The following is a 17167-nucleotide window of genomic DNA, read 5'->3' as shown; positions in this document are numbered from 1 at the left end:
CGATCCCCTCTCCCCCGGCACTACCGCCCCAACCGGGCGGCGAGCTCGCTGGTGAGGCCCTTGGCGGCGGCCTCCACCATGTTCAGGACGGCGGTGAACCCGTCGTCGCCGCCGTAGTAGGGGTCGGGGACCTCCGGGTTGGGGCCGCTGTCGGGCGCGAAGGAGCGGAAGAGGCGCAGACGCGACATGTCGAACCCGTACCTGTCGCCGTACTCGTCGACGGCGCGCCGCACCTCGTCGACGTTGTCCAGGTCCATGGCCAGGACGAGGTCGCGGGTGGCGAGGTCCGCGGGGTCGAACTGGCGGGCGGTGTGGCCGGTCAGGTATCCGTGCACGCGCAGGGTGGAGGCCGCGCGCGGGTCCATGCCGCCGCCCACGTGCCAGTCGCCCGTGCCGGAGCTGTCCACCTCCACGAGCTCGCTCAGCCCGGCCCGTTCGAGGTCGGCGGTGAGGACCTTCTCAGCCATGGGCGACCGGCAGATGTTGCCCAGGCACACCACGCTGACACGGTAGGGACCAGCGGGATCACGCGGTTCCGGCAAGCTCATACCTCTTACCGTAACGAAAAACCGCCGTGCCCACGCGGCTTCGCCCCGCGCGCGTTCGCACGACCTGCCGGGGCCGGGCGGGACCGGGCCCGTGCGGTGCGCGCCCGATCAGCCCTTGGGAAGGCGGACCACGCTGACGAAGAAGTCGTCGATCTGCCGGACCACCCGTATGAACTGCTCGAAGTCCACCGGTTTGGGCACGTAGGCGTTGGCGTGCAGGCGGTAGCTGCGCAGCACGTCCTCCTCCGCCTCGGAGGTGGTGAGCACCACGACGGGGATGTGCGCGAGGTCGTCGTCGTTCTTGACCTCCTCCAGCACCTCGCGGCCGTCCTTGCGGGGCAGGTTGAGGTCGAGCAGGATCAGGTGGGGGCGCGGTGCGTCGGCGAACTCCCCCTCACGACGCAGGAAGCGCAGTGCCTCGACGCCGTCGGAGACCACGTGCAGGCGGTTGCCCAGCTTGTGTTCCTCGAACGCCTCCTTGGTCATCAGGACGTCACCGGGATCGTCCTCGACCAGCAGCACCTCGATGGGATGCACCAACATGACCTCGCTCAAGCTTCAGACCCCTGCCTCAGGGCCCCGCCCCGTGGCCGGGGGGAACCGTACCGCCACCGGGCCCGGGTGGAGCGGACCGCGCACCGCCGGATCCGTCGTCCGGTTCGGCGCCGCCGTCCTCCTCCGGGGAACCCGTACCCGTGGACTGTCGTGCGGCCGTCGGAGCCGAGTCCTCGGGGGTGGTGGTCTCGGCGTCCTCGGTGCCCTCGACTCCGTTATCGCTGGGAGCGCTTCCGGCGGTTCCCGGCTCGGGGACCGCGTTCACCTCTTGGGCGGAGTCGACGGGCAAGGACCAGCATATGCGGGTTCCGGTCTGGCCGGAGTTCTCTTCCTCTGAGGTTTCGGGCACCTCGGCGTCGTGCGGACCCGTGTCCAGCCAGATCCGTCCCCCGTGGAACTCCACGATCTTCTTGCACATCGCCAGGCCGATGCCCGTACCCGTGTACTTGTCCCTGGTGTGCAGCCTCTGGAAGATCACGAAGATGCGCTCGGCGTACTGCGGCTCGATCCCGATCCCGTTGTCCGTACAGCAGAACACCCACTCGTCCTCGCGCCGCTCGACGCTGATGTGGACGCGGGGCCCCTCCTCGCCGCGGAACTTCACGGCGTTGCCCACCAGGTTGAAGAACACCTGGGTGAGCAGGGTGCGGTCGCCCTGCACGGTCGGCATCGGCTCCCAGGTGACCTCGGCGTCCACCTCCTCCAGGCGGGTGGACAGGTTGCTCAGCGCGTCGTCCAGGGCGCCCTCCAGGGGAACCGGTGTGAAGTTCCTCGTCCGGCCGACCCGGGAGAAGGCCAGCAGGTCGTTGATGAGGGTCTGCATGCGCTTGGCCCCCTCGACCGCGAAGTCGATGTAGGAGTCGGCGCGCTCGTCCAACTGCCCCTGGTAGCGGCGCTGGAGCAGTTGGCAGAAGCTCGCCACCTTGCGCAGCGGCTCCTGGAGGTCGTGGGAGGCGACGTAGGCGAACTGCTCCAGCTCCAGGTTGGAGCGGCGCAGCTCCTCGGTCTGGTTCTCCAGGAGGGCGGACTGCTCCTGGAGCTTGCGCCGGGCGGAGGCGACCTCCTCCAGGTCGTGCACGATGCGCTCGCGCATGGAGTCCACGTCACGGCCGAGCCGGACGATCTCCGGCGGCCCGTACAGGGAGATCCGGTGCGCGTAGTAGCCCTCCGACACCTGGCGCATGTGACCCGCCAGTTCGTCCAGGGGGCGCAGCACCCACTGCTGGAGCATCACCCACAGGAACACCGACAGGAACACCACGACCAGGCCGACCAGGACCAGCAGGGCGATGACCTGCTGGGTGGCCAGGGTCAGGCCGTCGCGGGCCTCGTTGATCTCGGCGTTGAGCTGCTGGGCGGTGGTGTCGCTGACCCGGGTGAGCTCCAGGAACAGGACCCGACCGCGCCGCAGGTCCTCCTGGGAGATCTCCTGGCCGCTGCTGACCTGCTCCAGGGCGGGCTCGGCGAACTCCTCGGTCCACTTCCGGCCCGCGGCGAGCAGGTCGTCGACGTTGGTGGCCACCTCGGGGTTGTCCTCGGCGAGCTGGATCAGGGAGGCCCTGTGCTCGGCCAGGGTCAACTGGCTCTCGACGTAGGGCTGGAGGAACTCGCGGTCCTCGGTGAGGATGTAGCCGCGCAGGGCGTGGTCCTGGGTGAGGTAGGCCCCGCTGGTCTGCTCGACGGCGCTCACGGCGGGGGTCAGGGAGTCGACCTGCAGGCTGAGGGACTCGCGGGCCTCCAGCGCGGCCAGGGTGATGACCGACACCGCCACGACCAGGACGACGGCGACCACGGTCAGCAGGCTGGTGACGCGCCGCCGCAGGCTCCACGACTCGCGGGGGGCGCGTCCGCGCTCACGGCCCGCGCCGTTGACGAAGTGCGCGCCGCCGGTGGAGGCGCCACCGCGCACGCCGGTGCCCGGGGCCGGCCCGGATCCCTCGGTCTCCATGGCCGTCCCCTCTCCGGGTGTGTTCACCCGGTTTCTCCGTGCGTGATGAGCAGCATCGCCACGTCGTCCTGGAGCGGCCCCCCGTTGCTGTGCTCGGCCTCGTCCACCAGGCGTTCGGGAAGCTGGGACAGCGAGGTGTCCCGCGCCAGCACGCCGCTGACCATGCGGCTCAGGCCGGCGACCTCCAGGCGCGCGGGCGGGGCGCCGTCGTAGGCGTCCACGAGGCCGTCGGTGTAGAAGAGCATGGTCGACCCGACGGGGAGCACGACCTCGTCGATGTCGTTCTGCTCGACCGGGAAGACGCCCAGGGGAGGCTGCGGGGTGACCCGGGTCTCCTCGACCGCGCCGCCGCGCAGGATCATGGGCGGCGGGTGCCCCAGGACGCGGAGCCTGACCCGGTCGTCGCCGGTGTCAAGGCTCGCCATGCACAGCGTCGCGTACAGCTCCTCCTGTGCGCGTTCGCTGACCAGGATGTCCTCCAGGTTGGGCAGCACCCGCTCCTCGTCGACGCCGCCCATGATGAGGGCGCGCCAGGCGATGCGCAGGCTGACGCCGAGGGCGGCCTCGTCGGGGCCGTGTCCGCTGACGTCGCCGATGATGACGTGGGTGGTGCCGTCCTTCTCGACCGCGTCGTAGAAGTCCCCTCCGACCAGGGCGCGCTTGCGCCCGGGCCGGTAGTAGGCGCGGTGCTCCAGCGGCGAGCGCTGTAGGAGGACCTGGGGCAGCAGTCCGCGTTCGAGGCGCATGTTCTCGCGGGCGCGCAGGCGGGCCTCGCGGAGGTGGTGGGCGTTCTCGTCGGCGCGGCGCCGTTCGAGGGAGTAGCGCAGGCTGCGTCCGAGCAGGGAGCCGTCGACCTGGCCCTTGACGAGGTAGTCCTGGGCGCCCGCGGCCACGGCCGCGACGCCCTCGTGCTCGTCGTCGAGTCCGGTGAGGACGACGACGGCCGCGCCGGGCGCGCCCTCCAGGACCTCGCGGAGCAGGTCCAGGCCATGGGCGTCGGGGAGGTTGAGGTCGAGCAGCACGCAGCCGCGGAACCCCCCGAGGTGCACGCGCGCCTCGGCGAGGGTCGAAACCCACGTGATGCGCGTGGTCAGGGCCGTCTCGTCGAGCAGCTCCTCGGCGAGGAAGGCGTCACCGGGGTCGTCTTCGATCAGTAGGACGTCAACCGATTCGACGCTGGCCTCCACCCGCTCGTTCACGACGGTGTCCTCGTCCAGGAAGGCGCTTTCGTGCGAGACAGCACCGTTGACGGAGGCGGCCTGTGCCGCCTCCCCGCCGATCACCGTCACGGGATCGTGCTTCGTTCTCCTGGTATCCACTCATCGCCCTTGGTCTGCCGGTCCGTGGGGTGCTCTTCGCGCCGCGTGGCCCCGGGGCACCCGGGGCTCTTCCCAACGGCTCGGACCGCACGGCATCCAAACGATAATCGCCCCGGCGACCTGTTGACCAGCGACCGGTACGAGACACATCCGACGTCGGCGGACGAAACCGCCGCGCCGCTCCGCCCGCGAGAGGGCCCGTCCCCCGCTCGGAGCGGGTGTACGGAGGGGATCCCCGCACCTGGACGGAACGGGCGTATGCGCGTGCAGAGGCACGTGCGGGATGTGACGGGGGACACGCCTGGAACCAAGCGGAGCCTACCCGAGATCCCGTTCGGCCCTCCCCGGATCCACGGGAGCACGTCAGGGGACGGGGTCGGAGGAGGGCGGGGACGGTTTTTCGTGACAGGGTGTCGCATCCACCTTGACAGCGGCCGACATCTAAATGACATGATGTCATAAAACGTGCGGCACGGAAGGCGGGCAGCACCATGAGCACAGCGACCGGGGCCCCCACTACAGCCGTCCCCGACCGGCCCGAGTCCTTCTCCCAGCGGCTCAGGGCCGCGACCTGGAGCGACCACCGGGCCGCGGAGGACCACGGGTTCACCCGGGCCCTCATGGACGGCACGCTCTCCCGGGCCGGATACGCCGGGATGGTCGCCCAGCACTACTTCGCCTACGTCGCGCTGGAGGAGACCGGCGCCCTGCTCGCGGACGACCCCGTCGCCGGGGGGTTCCACCGACCGGAGCTGGAACGGATCCCCGCCCTGGTCCGCGACCTGGAGCACCTGCTCGGCGCCGACTGGCGCGAGAGGATCTCCCCCACCCCGGCCACCCGCACCTACGCGGCGCGCATCGCCCAGATGGCGGACCACCCCGAGGGGTACGTCGCCCACCACTACACCCGCTACATGGGCGACGTGTCCGGGGGCCAGTTCATCCGCCGCGTGGCGGCCGGGGCCTACGGGCTCACCGACGAGGCCGGCGTCGCCTTCTACGTCTTCGACGGTCTGGGCAGCCTCCCCCGGTTCCGCGCCGGGTACCGGGAGCGACTCGACTCCCTGGGCCTGGACGAGGCCGCCGAGGCCCGCCTGGTGGCCGAGACCCGGCTGGCCTACCAGCTCAACACCGAGGTGTTCGCCGACCTGGGGCGGATGTACGTGTCCATCGCGGCCTGAGACGTCGGAGCCGCCCTCCGGCGCCGCCGAACCGCGCCGCGGTGATCGCGCGCCGTGACACCATAGGAGGATGCCCAAGATCACGGCTCCGACCATCGCCGCCCACCGCGCCCGCACGCGGGAGCGCATCATGGAGGCCGTCGACGAGCTGATCCGGACCCAGGGGATCGACCGCGTCTCCATGACCGACGTGGCCAACTCCGCGGGGCTGACGCGCACCGCGCTGTACAACTACTTCCCCGACAAGCCCGCGCTGCTCCTGGCGTTCACCGAGCAGGTCAACCGCTCCTTCGTCGAGCGGTACCGGCGCGAACTGCCCTCGGGGGTGTCGGCGGCACGACGGCTCTCGGCGTTCGTCCGCCTCCAGTTGGAGGGCCTCATGGCGCACCCGCACCCGCCCGCCGCCGAACTCGGGGCCAGCCTCGGCCCCGACGCCTACCAGGCACTCGCCGCCCACGTGGCTCCCATGCAGCGCCTGCTGACCGAGATCCTGGAGGAGGGCGCCCTCGCGGGCGAGTTCGACCCCCTGCCCGCCGAGCACACGGCCCGGCTCACCCTGTCGATGGTCGGCTCCCAGCGCCTGCCGCTCGTCAGCGGCGAGATCGACCTGGACGAGGCCCACGCGCTGGTCACCCGGTTCGTGCTCCGCGCCCTCGGAGTGGTGACCGAAACCGTCGACACCATCCTCCTCAAACCCTCGGGCACCACCACCCAGGGTGGGAGGGCGTGAACACCAGGTCATAAGGGTCGGGACCTAACCCCCGCCACGGCGTCGGCCGGGCGCTCCCGGGGTGGCGGCGACACGTCCCGTCGGCGAGAATCGGTGGCCCCCGCCCGCCCCCGGGCGGTCCCCTCTCGCGACCGAGTGTGAGGCCCTCTCCGACGTGTCCCTCGTGCTAGTCATCCTCGGCACCGTCCTGGTGTCGGTCGCCCTGTTCAACAAGGTGCCCCGCTACGTGCCCGGACGGCCCCCGGAGCCCCGCTCCGGCCGCGGTGGTTCCGTGGCCACCGCGAGGCGCCCCGGAGTCCCCCCGCGCGTGCGCCTGGTCTCGGCCCGGCTCACCGAGCAGGGCAGGGCACTGCTCACCGCGGTCGGCGGCAGCGCCCTGATCGTGGCGTTCTTCCTCACCCTGTCCGGCGTCTGAGCACGGCCCGGCCGCGGAGCGCCGGCGGGTCAGGCTCCGCCGCCGGGACCTCCGCCGATCGGCCACCCGCCGCCGTGGCCGCCCGCCAGCCGCACCAGCAGCCCGCCCGCGGCCGTGGCCGCGATCCCGCCCGTCACGGCGGCGACCGTGGCCAGCCGCTCCCGGAAACGGGTGTCGCGGCGCGCGGCCGCCTCGGCGGCCGCCCGGTCCGTGGCGCCGAAGGCCCCGCCGCACAGCGCCGGGTCCAGTTCGTGGGGCCGCCACCGCGCCCGCCAGGGGCTCAGCGGTTGCAGTCCGCCGGGCACCGACACCGTACGCGGCTTCCACCGGACCGGCGTGCTCACCGTGCCGGGAGCGGGCCCCAGCGCCGCGAAGCGCTTGGGGGAGCGCCCGTCGTAGCGCAGCTCGCCCGGGGCGTTGGTGAGCATCTCCGCGAGCAGCTTGGCGCAGGCGCGGGCGTCGCCCAGGGCCGTGTGCTGGCCGGTCGGCCAGTCCCCGCTGAGCTGGAAGGAGGCCTTGGGCAGCGAGTACCGCTCCAGGTCCACCTGTGAGCGCAGCGCGCGCAGCGCGCACAGTCCGGACTGCCCCGTCGGCAGGCCCGCCGCGGCCAGCTCCGAGCCGAGGAAGCGCTGTTCGAAGTCGAGGTTGTGGCTGACCACGACCGCGTCGGACAGCAGCCCGGCCAGCCTGGGCACCACCTGGGCGATGGTCGGCGCACCGGTGGTGTCGCTCTCGGAGATGCCGTGGAACTCCCGTCCGCCCACCGGCGCGCGCGGGTCGACCAGGGTGCTGAACTCCTCGACCAGCTTGCCGTCTCCGCGTACACGCACCACCGCGATCTCCACGATGCGCGCGCCCTCGTTCGGGTCGAGGCCGGTGGTCTCCATGTCGAGCACCGCGTACTCCAGGTCCGCCGCCCGCATGCCGACCCTGCGCCGGGTCAGCGCGCCCGCCCGCAGCGTTCCCATCGTGTGCCCCACTCCCTCGTCCTACCTTGTCAGCCGGTCGTTTCTCCTGGTGTGTACCGGCAACGACCCTACTCCCCGCGTCCGACAGCGGACTCCGCGCGCATCCCCGCCGGCCCGGAGGATCCACCGCCGTCCTCCCTGGTCCGTGCGGTCCGCGTCCGCCCTGTGACCGGAAGAAAGGTGGATTATGTAACGTTCTTAGGCGTGTCCACGCAGACGAGGACACCCCACGCACACCCTGCCCCGACCTCAACGGCGAGGAGAGCCCGCATGCCCCAGAGTCCGCTGCCCGAGTACGTCCCCCTGGCGGAGGTCGTCCGGTCCGGGATGCTCGAGAGCGTCCACTACGGCGCGGTCGTCGGGCTGTCCCCGGCCGGCCGGATCGCCTACGCGCGCGGCCCCGTGCACCAGCCCATGTTCCCGCGCTCCTCCGCCAAGCCCTTCCAGGCGCTGGCGATGCTGCGCGCGGGCGCGCCCCTGGAAGGCTCGTCCCTGGCCGTCGCCACGGGCAGCCACAGCGGCGAGGGCCTCCACGTCGCCGAGACCGAGCGCATCCTCACCGCCGCCGGGCTCACCGCCGACGACCTGCGCTGCCCGCCCGACTCCCCCGGCGGCAAGGAGGCCCGCGAGGAGTTCGTCCGCGCCGGCCGTGAGCCCGAGCGCGTGCTGATGAACTGCTCCGGCAAGCACGCGGGCATGCTCTCCGCCTGCGTCGCCCAGGGGTGGAGCACCGGCGACTACCTCGACCCCGGGCACCCCTTCCAGGTGCTCGTACGCGAGACCGTCGAGGACCTGTGCGAGGAGCCCGTCGCGCACACCGCCGTGGACGGCTGCGGGGCGCCCCAGCTCGCCGTCACCCTGACCGGGCTGGCCCGGGGCCTGTGGCGGATGCGCACCGCCCCCGGGGGCTCCCCGGAGCGCGCGGTGGTCGACGCGATGAGCTCCCACCCGCTGTACGTGGCGGGCACCGGCCGTATCGACACCGACCTCATGACGCGGATGCCCGGGCTGGTCGCCAAGGGCGGCGCCGACGGCGTCCTTCTGCTCGGCGCCGCCACCGGCGAGACCGTCGCCGTCAAGATCAGCGACGGGGACGCCGAGCAGCGCGCGCGTACCCTGGTCGCACTCGACGCGCTGCGGACCCTCGGTGTGGACGTGTCCTCCGTCCAGGACCGGTTGCGCGTCGACGTCCACGGAGGTGGCGCCCCCGTCGGCGAGGTCCGCCCACTCTGACGAGCCCTCCCGTGAGGGACCACACCACCGAAAGGGACACCACCGTGCGGGACACCCTGAACGACATCGTCATCGTCGGCGCCGGGATGGCGGGGCTGCACACCGCCGAGGCGCTGCGCGAACGCGGGTTCGAGGGACGGCTGACACTCGTCGGCGAGGAGGCGCACCATCCCTACTCGCGGCCGCCGCTGTCCAAGGAGGTCCTGACCGGTGTGGGCATGGACCCCTCCGGCGGCGGTCCCGGCTGGCTGGTGGGCCACCGGTCGCTGCGGCTGCGCGACGAGGCGGCCGTGGAGGGACTCGACCTGGACTTCCGGCCGGGCAGCCGGGCCGTGGGGTTGGACACCGAAGCCCGCGAGGTGCGCGTGTCCGGTCCCGGCGGCGTCGAGGCGGTGCGCTACGACGGCCTGGTGATCGCCACGGGCGCGCGGGCGCGCCGCCCCGACACCGACCTGGCGGGCGTGCACGTCCTGCGCACACTGGACGACGCCGAGGCGGTACGGGCGGCGCTGGAATCCGGCGGCCGCCTGGTGGTGGTCGGCGCCGGCTTCGTCGGCGCCGAGGTGGCGGCCAGCGCCCGCGCGGTGGGCATGGACGTGACGCTGGTGGAGGCGGCTCCCACACCGCTGACCCGGGTGGTGGATCCGCGGATCGGCGAGGTCCTGACCGAGCTGCACCGGGAGAACGGCGTGGACGTGCGCCTGGGCGTGGGCGTGTCCGGTTACGAGGGCCGGGGCCGGGTGGAGCGCGTCCGCCTGACCGACGGCTCCGCCGTGGAGACCTCCCTGGTGGTCGCCGGGATCGGCGTGCACCTGAACACCGAGTGGCTGCGCGGGTCCGGGGTGGAGCTGCTGGCCGACGGCTCGGTCGCGTGCGACGAGTACTCCGCGACGTCGGTGCCCGACGTGTACGCGGTCGGCGACCTCGCGAACTGGCCGCACCCGCGCTACGGCGGACGGATCCGGCTGGAGCACTGGACCAACGCGGCGGAACAGGGCGAGGCGGCCGCGCACAACCTGCTCGCGGGCGGGGAGGGGCGCACGCCCTTCACCCCGGTGCCCTACTTCTGGTCGGACCAGTACAAGCTGAAGATCCAACTGCTGGGACAGGGCACCCCGGCCGATCAGGTCACCTTCGTGCACGGTTCCCCCGAGGACCGAAAGTTCGTGGCCTTCCTCGGCCGGGGCGGAATGCTCACCGGTGTGCTGGGGCTGCGCTCCACCCCGCGGACGATGCGCTACCGGGGCCTGCTGGAGAAGCCGACGACGTGGGACGAGGCCCTGGAGGCGGCGGGGGTCACTCCAGCACGGTGATGGCCCGCTTGGGGCACATGCGCTCGGCCTGGCGGACGCGCTCGTGGGACCCGGCGGCGGGCTCCTCGGTGAGCAGGTAGAGGAAGTCGTCGTCGCGGACCTCGAACACCTCCGGGGCCGCGGCCATGCACAGGGCGTTGCTCTCGCACTGGTCGTAGTCGACCTGGACTCGCATCGTCATCGGCTCCTCACGCGGAAGGCTGTGTCAGCACGACCCTAGCCTTCCGGCCGCGAACGTCGCCGGCACGCGGACGGGTCCTCCTCCCGCCGCGCGGCCGGTGTGCCGGTGAACCGTTCCGGGCACCGCACCGGCCAGAAGTCCGGCGGCGCAGGGTTTTCGCACACCACCCGAAACTTCGTGTTCAGTAACAAAACAGCCATCATGTGAACCCTCGGCGGTCGAGCGCTGTCACACTCCCGACGGCACCGAACCCCAACTCCCACGGTGCCGTCGGGAAAGGTACGTGAGGTGAGCGAGAACGAGACCGCCACGGGTTCCGGGGAACCGCCGACGAGGGGATCCGCCCCGGAACCCCCGAGACCATCCGGCCCGTCGGGACCACCTGGAGCGTTCGGCCCTCCCCCGGGTCCGCCGAGCCCGCACCAGTACGACCCGCGCCGGCACGGCCCGCACCAGTACGGCCCCCCGCCCGGGCACCTGCCCTACGCGCAGCAGTACCAGCAGATGTACCACCAGCCGCCCAGGTCCCGGGTGCCGCTGCCCCGGGCGCCCGCGTGGCTGCCGGTCGCCGTGCTCGGCGTCGGCGTGGTGGCCGCGCTGCTGGCCACGTTCGACCGGCCGGGGATCGGCCTGGTCGTCACCGGCGTGGTCGCCGGGCTGACGGCGTTCGCCGCACTCGTGGTGCGCCCCGCCATCCCCGAGAGCGGCGTGGAGGAGGGGAGGGAACAGGAGTCCGGGGGCTCCGGAGCCGGAGACGGCCGCGCCCTTCCCGCGACCGTGGAGAGCGGTCCCGCCGAGAGGGCGGAGGACGGCGGAGCGCCGCGGCCCGGAGAGGCCTCCGACGACGCGGAGGCCGGGACCGAGGCCGGGACCGGCTCCGAGGCCGCCGGAGACGGTGGGAGGTCCGAGGACGACAGTGTCTCGGGCGAGGCTCCGGACGGGGCTTCACGCGGGGAGCCGAAGGCCGAGGCCGCGGCGCACGGGGACGGCGGTTCCACCGGCACCGCCTCCTCCGGACCCGTGGAGACCGGCGGCGCCGGAACCGGCGAACCCACCGGAGCGGCGGAGTCCGGCACCGCCTCCTCCGGCTCCACCGGGGTACCACCCCTGTGGAGCACCGACACGGCCCCCGCGCCCGGACCCGACCGCTACTCCTACACCTGGTCGGCCGTCTACGGTGTGCTCGCCGCCGCCCTGCTGTGCACGGCGGCGCTCCGCGACGCGGGCTGGGTGCTCGTCTGGACGCTGACCGCGTCCTTCCTCCTCGCCTCGCTCGCCTTCGCCGTGCGCAACCCCGCATCGCGCCAGGGCGCGGTCGGCGTCCTCACCGGCGCCCTCGCCCTGCTGCGCAACCTGCCCTCCACGCCCCGGTTCCTGACCGGGCCGCTGCGCGGTGCACGGTTTCGCCACCTGGTCGGGCCGGTCGTGCTCACCGTGCTGTCCACGGTCGTCCTGCTGTTCGTCTTCGGCCTGCTGTTCGCCTTCGCCGACGCGGTGTTCGCCGGCTACCTGGACCGGATCCTCTCCGGACTGTTCCTGGGACCCGAAGCGTTCAACCCGATCGGCGACCTGTTCGCCATGGTGGTGGCCGCCCTCTTCACCGGCTCCGCGGTCCTGGCCGCCCGCCGCCGCCACGCGCCGAGGCTCGTTCCCCACCCCGGCCCCGCGGTCACCGACTCCGACCGGACGCCCCTGCCGGTGTGGGTGTGGACGATCCCGCTCAGCGCCCTGGTCCTGCTGTTCACCGCCTTCCTCGCGGTGCAGGCCGTCGCCATGTTCGGCGGCGAGGACCACGTCCAGCGCGTCGCGGGGGTCACCTACGCCGAGTACGCCCGCCAGGGCTTCTTCCAACTGGTCGTGGTCAGCGTGCTGGTCCTGTGCGTCATCGCGGTGGCCGTGCGCGTCCTGCCGTCCCGGCCGACCGCCACCCGCACCCTGCGCAACGCCCTGCTCGGGCTGCTGTGCGTGCTCACCCTGGTCATCCTCGCCTCGGCGATGATGCGCCTACAGCTCTACATCGACGTCTTCGGCCTGACCCGGATGCGGGCCGGCGCCGAGGCGTGGATCCTGTGGAGCGCCGGGGTGTTCGGCCTCGTGGTCGCGGCGGGCATCCTCAACACCCTGGGCCGGTCGGCGGCCTGGCTGCCCAGGGCCGCGGTCGCCCTCTCCGGAGTCGCCCTGGCCGTGTTCGCCTACGGCAACCCCGACCTGCGCATCGCCGAGAGCCACCACGACCTGGACCTGGCCGTGGTCGACACCTGGTACCTGCGCGACCTGTCCACCGACGCGATCCCCGGGCTGATGGGGCTGGAGGGCGACGACCGCGACTGCGCGCTGCTGGGCTTCCAGGACCGTGTGGAGGACCTGGAGGACACGGACCTCGCGTCGTGGAACCTGTCCCGCCACCTGGGGTACCGGCAACTGGACGAGCTGGGTCTGTTCGACGTCGGCGGCCAGGCGCACCTGGACTGCTCCCCCGAGTTCGACACCGCGCCCGAACCGCGGCCCCGGGACGACTACTAGGGCGTGTGCGGTGGATGCCGCCCCGCCGGCGACGGTCCCGCGCGACCGCGGTGCCGGCGGTCGAGGGACGGTACGGGCATCCCGGAGGGCGCGTCACCGCGCCCTCCGGGACCGGTCCCGCTACCGCGCGAAGCGGTCGGTCGCCTCGATCAGGTGGTGCAGGATGCCGGGTTCGCTGAACGCGTGCCCGGCGTCGTCCACGAGGTGGAACTCCGCTTCCGGCCACGCCTTGTGCAACTGGTAGGCGGTGTGGGCCGGGGTGCACACGTCGTAGCGGCCCTGCACGATCACGCCGGGGATGTGCCGGATCTTCTCCGCCCCGTCGATGAGCTGGTCCGGGGTGAGGAAACCGCGGTTGTGGAAGTAGTGGTTCTCGATGCGCGCGAAGGCCAGCGCGTAGTCCTCGCCCGCGTGGTGCTCGCGCAGCTCCTCGTTGGGCAGCAGGGTGACCGTGGACCCCTCCCACACGCTCCACGCGCGGGCCGCCTCCAGGCGCACGCCGCGGTCGGGCGAGGCGAGGCGGCGGGCGTAGGCGGCGACCAGGTCGTCGCGCTCCTCCTCCGGGATCGGCGCCAGGTACTCCTCCCACAGGTCCGGGAAGAGCATGGACGCACCGTGCTGGTAGAACCAGGCGAGTTCCTCCTCGCGCAGGGTGAAGATGCCGCGCAGGACGAGCTCGCTGACCCGGTCGGGGTGGAGCTGGGCGTAGGCCAGCGCCAGGCAGCTTCCCCAGGAGCCTCCGAAGACCTGCCAGGTCTCGGCGCCGGTCATCTCGCGCAGCCGCTCCATGTCCTCCACCAGTGTCCACGTGGTGTTGGTGGACAGGTCGGTGTCCATGCGGCTGGCGTGCGGGGTGGAGCGGCCGCAGTTGCGCTGGTCGAACAGTAGGATCCGGTACCGCTCAGGGTCGAAGAGCCTGCGCTGTTCGGGGTTGCAGCCGCCGCCGGGGCCGCCGTGCAGGAACACCACCGGCTTGCCGGCGGGGTTGCCGCACAGTTCCCAGTAGACGCTGTGTCCGTCTCCGACGTCGAGCATCCCCGAGTCGTAGGGCTCGATGGGCGGGTACAGGGTACGCAAAGCTTGAGGCCTTTCGTGGTCGTGTCCTCCCCGGGCGTTCCCCGGTGGAGACGTGGGAAGCGGACGTGAGGGGTGTACCGGGTTCCGCGGGAGGAGCCGGGTGTGGAGAGGTGCCGCGCCGCAGGCGTTCGCTGATGGTGGCGGAGGGCGGCCGCGCGGGCACGGACGACAGGCGAAGGCGGCGGCGGAGAACGCCGGTCCTCCGTGCCCCGAGCCCTTCGTGGGGTACTGCGGCCGAGGCCGACCGTCGAGGGTGGCGGAGGGCGACGGGCGGGCTTGAGGGCACGCGGAGAAACCGTCAGAGCCGGTCGAGGAGCTGGGCCTTCTTGGCGCTGAACTCCTCGTCGGTGAGCAGTCCCTCGGCGTGCAGGCGCCCCAGCTCGCGGATCGTGGAGAAGATCGCCTCGCCGCCGTCGTCGGCCGCCGTCCCCGCTCCGAGCGCGGCGACCTCCGCCCGCGGCTCCTCCGCCGCTGCGACGTGGGCGTTGACGGTGGCCGCCATCAGCAGGGTCTCCTCGCTGCCCTTGGAGCCGTGCGAGGCCAGCGTGAAGAGGTCGTTGTCCAGCGCGGTGGCCTCGGGGATGGTCACGCCGCGCAGCACGATCCGCAGGTACCCCTCGGTGATGTCGACCGGCGGGTACCACTGGGCGGACTCGATCTCGGACAACTGGTAGTCGCGGGACTTCTCCTTCTCCTTGACCGTGCTGGCGAGCCAGCCGTCCCACTGCAGGCGCACCCGGGTCCCGTCGAAGGACGCCGACCCCTCGGCGGTGCGCACCTGGAGCGGGGGGCGGGCCACCAGCCCCCTGGTCACCTCGCGCGGGTCGAGTTCCTCGGTGAGGGTCTCCCGGGCGAGGCGGGCGGAGGCGACGATCTGCTCGGCGAAGTACTCGGCGAGGAGCTCCCCCTCGTGCGGCCCGGTGAGCAGCAGCGGGGTGAGCCCGTCCCGGCCGGGGACGCCCAGGGCCGCGTAGGGGTCGGTGCCCTCCGCCAGCCGTAGCCGCAGCCGCCACCCCTGCTTGCGGCCACCCGGGTCGAAGTCGACCTCGCGGACGGCGGCCATCGGGACCGAGCAGCCGCCCAGGGACTTGAGCAGGGTGGGCACCTTGCGGCCGGAGCCGAAACGGATACGTATCGTCTCGTCGTCGATCCGCCAGGTTCCGTGGTGTCCGCGAAGTTCCTCCATGTGCACCAATCCTAGGGCCAGGCGGATCGGCGCAGGAGACCGCTGGACGGCGCTCCTGGGACCGCTGGCCGGCGGACCGGAGGCCGTCCCGGCGAGGCGTCACGGTCGCGCATCCCGGGTAGGACCAACGGGGCACACCTGCCTCATCCGCCCCTTTTCGGGCGGAGTCGGCGGACAGTGCGGTCGGCTCCCCGTCCCCGAACCGGAGGTCGCCAGAGATGTCGAGAGAGAAGGCCGCCGCGGGTGCGGCGGAGTTCCTCGCCGCACGGGACCTGCTCCTGAGGCACCGCGAGGACCAGGAGAGGGCGCACCAGGAGTTCGCCTGGCCCCGGTCGGACCGGTTCAACTGGGCACTGGACTACTTCGACGAGGTGGCCGAGCGGCGTCCGGACCGGACCGCGCTGTGGATCGTGGAGGAGGACGGCAGCCAGGCCAGGCACACCTACCGGCAGATGTCGGAGCGCTCCAACCAGGTGGCGAACTGGCTGAGCAACCAGGGTGTGCACGCGGGCGACCGGATCATGCTGATGCTGGGCAACCAGGTGGAGCTGTGGGAGACCCTGCTCGCCGCGGTCAAGCTCGGCGCCGTGGTCGCCCCGACCGCCACCGCCCTGTCCGAGAACGACCTGCTGGACCGGCTGGAGCGCGGCTACATCGCGCACGTGGTCTGCGCGGCGGCCGAGACGGAGAAGTTCGCGTCGCTGCGGGGACACTGGACGCGGATCTGCGTGGGCTACATGGAGGGGTGGCTGAACTACGCCGAGTCCGAGCACGCCGGACTGGACTTTCGCCCGCCGCACCCCACCCATCCCGACGACCCCCTGTTGCAGTACTTCACCTCCGGGACGGCCTCCTGGCCGAAGCTGGTCACCCACACCCAGTGCTCGTATCCGGTGGGACACCTGTCGACCATGTACTGGCTGGGTGTGCAGCCGGGCGACGTCCACCTGAACGTGTCCGCGCCCGGCTGGGCCAAGCACGCCTACAGCAGCGTGTTCGCGCCCTGGAACGCCGAGGCGACGGTGCTGGTGGTCAACCAGGAGCGTTTCGACGCCGGGCGGCTGCTGGAGGAGGTGGTGCGCTGCGGGGTGGACGTCCTGTGCGCGCCGCCCACGGTGTGGCGGATGCTCCTACAGGCCGACCCGGCCACGTGGGACGTGGGGCTGCGCGAGGCGGTGGCCACCGGCGAGCCGCTCAACGCCGACGTGGTGGAGCGGATCCGCGACGCGTGGGGGGTGACCGTACGCGACGGGTTCGGGCAGACCGAGACGACCATGCTGCTCGGCAACGGCCCCGGCCAGGAGGTGGTACCCGGATCGATGGGGCGGGCGCTGCCCGGGTACGACGTGCTCCTGACGGACCAGGCCACCGACGAGCCGTCCGACACCGGGCAGGTCTGCGTGGATCTGACCGAGGTGCCCGTGGGACTGATGAAGGGCTACGTCGACAACTCCGACCTCACCCGGTCGGTAACCCGCGGCGGCCTCTACCGCACCGGTGACATCGCCAGTCGGGATTCGAACGGCTACATTACCTATATAGGCAGATCCGACGATGTGTTCAAGGCCTCAGATTACCGGATCTCACCATTTGAACTCGAAAGCGTTCTGGTCGAACACGAATACGTGGCGGAGGCCGCCGTCGTCCCCTCACCCGATCCGCTGCGGCTCGCGGTGGCCAAGGCGTACGTGGCCCCGGCCGACGGGGTGAGGCCCGACGCCGAGACCGCGCGGGCGATCCTGGAGCACGCCCACGAGCGCCTGTCGCCGTACAAGAGGGTGCGCCGCCTGGAGTTCGCCGAGCTACCCAAGACCGTCTCCGGTAAGATTCGTCGGGTGCAGCTGCGCCGGGCCGAGGCCGAGCGCGGCGCGGTCACCGACGGTACGCGCAACCCGCACGAGTACTGGGAGGAGGACCTCCCGGGGCTGGGGGACTGACCGGGCCGGAGACGGGCTCCCGTCCGCTCCGGCGACCGTCCCGACGGAAATTG

At 72.3% G+C, this 17167-nt stretch carries 15 protein-coding genes; 7 read left to right on the top strand and 8 right to left on the bottom strand.

The window, feature by feature from the left end; all coding sequences use genetic code 11:
* Window positions 1-20: 20 nt before the first annotated feature.
* The 4 genes from NOSIN_RS02240 to NOSIN_RS02225 form a co-directional block, all read right to left on the bottom strand.
* Window positions 21-548: a low molecular weight protein-tyrosine-phosphatase gene (locus tag NOSIN_RS02240; RefSeq protein ID WP_077689138.1), complete on the bottom strand. Its 528-nt coding sequence runs from the start codon at window positions 546-548 to the stop codon at window positions 21-23.
* Between the two features lie 108 nt (window positions 549-656).
* On the bottom strand, window positions 657-1091 hold the full coding sequence (locus NOSIN_RS02235) for a response regulator (RefSeq protein ID WP_073702827.1): 435 nt from the start codon (window positions 1089-1091) through the stop codon (window positions 657-659).
* 28 nt (window positions 1092-1119) lie between these two features.
* Window positions 1120-3051 (bottom strand): sensor histidine kinase, encoded by a 1932-nt coding sequence (locus NOSIN_RS02230; protein ID WP_077693354.1) that lies wholly within the window; start codon window positions 3049-3051, stop codon window positions 1120-1122.
* Between the two features lie 23 nt (window positions 3052-3074).
* The gene (locus tag NOSIN_RS02225; RefSeq protein ID WP_077689137.1) at window positions 3075-4340 is read right to left on the bottom strand and encodes a PP2C family protein-serine/threonine phosphatase; all 1266 of its coding nucleotides are present in this window, start codon (window positions 4338-4340) and stop codon (window positions 3075-3077) included.
* 521 nt (window positions 4341-4861) lie between these two features.
* On the opposite strand from NOSIN_RS02225, the gene NOSIN_RS02220 reads away from it, so the two are divergent.
* The 3 genes from NOSIN_RS02220 to NOSIN_RS02210 all read left to right on the top strand — a co-directional run bounded on the left by NOSIN_RS02220 (window position 4862) and on the right by NOSIN_RS02210 (window position 6696).
* On the top strand, window positions 4862-5551 hold the full coding sequence (locus tag NOSIN_RS02220; RefSeq protein WP_077689136.1) for a biliverdin-producing heme oxygenase: 690 nt from the start codon (window positions 4862-4864) through the stop codon (window positions 5549-5551).
* A 70-nt stretch (window positions 5552-5621) separates the two neighbouring features.
* The gene (locus tag NOSIN_RS02215; protein ID WP_077689135.1) at window positions 5622-6281 is read left to right on the top strand and encodes a TetR/AcrR family transcriptional regulator; all 660 of its coding nucleotides are present in this window, start codon (window positions 5622-5624) and stop codon (window positions 6279-6281) included.
* A gap of 154 nt (window positions 6282-6435) precedes the next feature.
* Window positions 6436-6696 (top strand): hypothetical protein, encoded by a 261-nt coding sequence (locus tag NOSIN_RS02210; RefSeq protein WP_077689134.1) that lies wholly within the window; start codon window positions 6436-6438, stop codon window positions 6694-6696.
* 29 nt (window positions 6697-6725) lie between these two features.
* On the opposite strand, the gene NOSIN_RS02205 is transcribed toward NOSIN_RS02210, so the two are convergent.
* Window positions 6726-7664, bottom strand: coding sequence for a 3'-5' exonuclease (locus NOSIN_RS02205; protein ID WP_077693353.1), 939 nt, complete (start codon window positions 7662-7664; stop codon window positions 6726-6728).
* A gap of 270 nt (window positions 7665-7934) precedes the next feature.
* Here NOSIN_RS02205 and NOSIN_RS02200 point away from each other — a divergent pair, with 270 nt between their 5' ends.
* Window positions 7935-8897, top strand: a complete 963-nt coding sequence (locus tag NOSIN_RS02200) for an asparaginase (protein ID WP_077689133.1) — start codon at window positions 7935-7937, stop codon at window positions 8895-8897.
* Window positions 8898-8941: 44 nt separating this feature from the next.
* On the top strand, window positions 8942-10210 hold the full coding sequence (locus NOSIN_RS02195) for an NAD(P)/FAD-dependent oxidoreductase (protein WP_077693352.1): 1269 nt from the start codon (window positions 8942-8944) through the stop codon (window positions 10208-10210).
* Here the strand turns inward: NOSIN_RS02195 and NOSIN_RS02190 are convergent.
* Complete coding sequence (locus NOSIN_RS02190) at window positions 10194-10385, bottom strand: ferredoxin (protein ID WP_077693351.1); 192 nt, start codon at window positions 10383-10385, stop codon at window positions 10194-10196. The genes NOSIN_RS02195 and NOSIN_RS02190 overlap by 17 nt on opposite strands.
* Window positions 10386-10679: 294 nt before the next feature.
* Here NOSIN_RS02190 and NOSIN_RS27960 point away from each other — a divergent pair, with 294 nt between their 5' ends.
* Complete coding sequence (locus NOSIN_RS27960) at window positions 10680-12914, top strand: DUF4153 domain-containing protein (RefSeq protein ID WP_269087583.1); 2235 nt, start codon at window positions 10680-10682, stop codon at window positions 12912-12914.
* Window positions 12915-13034: 120 nt separating this feature from the next.
* Here the strand turns inward: NOSIN_RS27960 and pip are convergent, their stop codons facing one another.
* Window positions 13035-13991 (bottom strand): prolyl aminopeptidase, encoded by a 957-nt coding sequence (gene pip / locus NOSIN_RS02180; protein WP_077689132.1) that lies wholly within the window; start codon window positions 13989-13991, stop codon window positions 13035-13037.
* Between the two features lie 298 nt (window positions 13992-14289).
* Window positions 14290-15177 carry a DUF4429 domain-containing protein gene (locus tag NOSIN_RS02175; RefSeq protein ID WP_077689131.1) on the bottom strand — a complete coding sequence of 296 codons (888 nt, stop codon included), beginning with the start codon at window positions 15175-15177 and terminating at the stop codon, window positions 14290-14292.
* Window positions 15178-15395: 218 nt separating this feature from the next.
* On the opposite strand from NOSIN_RS02175, the gene NOSIN_RS02170 reads away from it, so the two are divergent.
* On the top strand, window positions 15396-17114 hold the full coding sequence (locus NOSIN_RS02170; protein WP_077689130.1) for an AMP-binding protein: 1719 nt from the start codon (window positions 15396-15398) through the stop codon (window positions 17112-17114).
* Window positions 17115-17167: the final 53 nt, after the last annotated feature.

It is taken from the genome of Nocardiopsis sinuspersici, from assembly GCF_001998325.1.
In the GTDB taxonomy this organism is placed as follows: domain Bacteria; phylum Actinomycetota; class Actinomycetes; order Streptosporangiales; family Streptosporangiaceae; genus Nocardiopsis; species Nocardiopsis sinuspersici.
The sequence above is the reverse complement of the archived record's forward strand: the minus strand, read 5'-3'. Positions and strand labels throughout refer to the sequence as shown.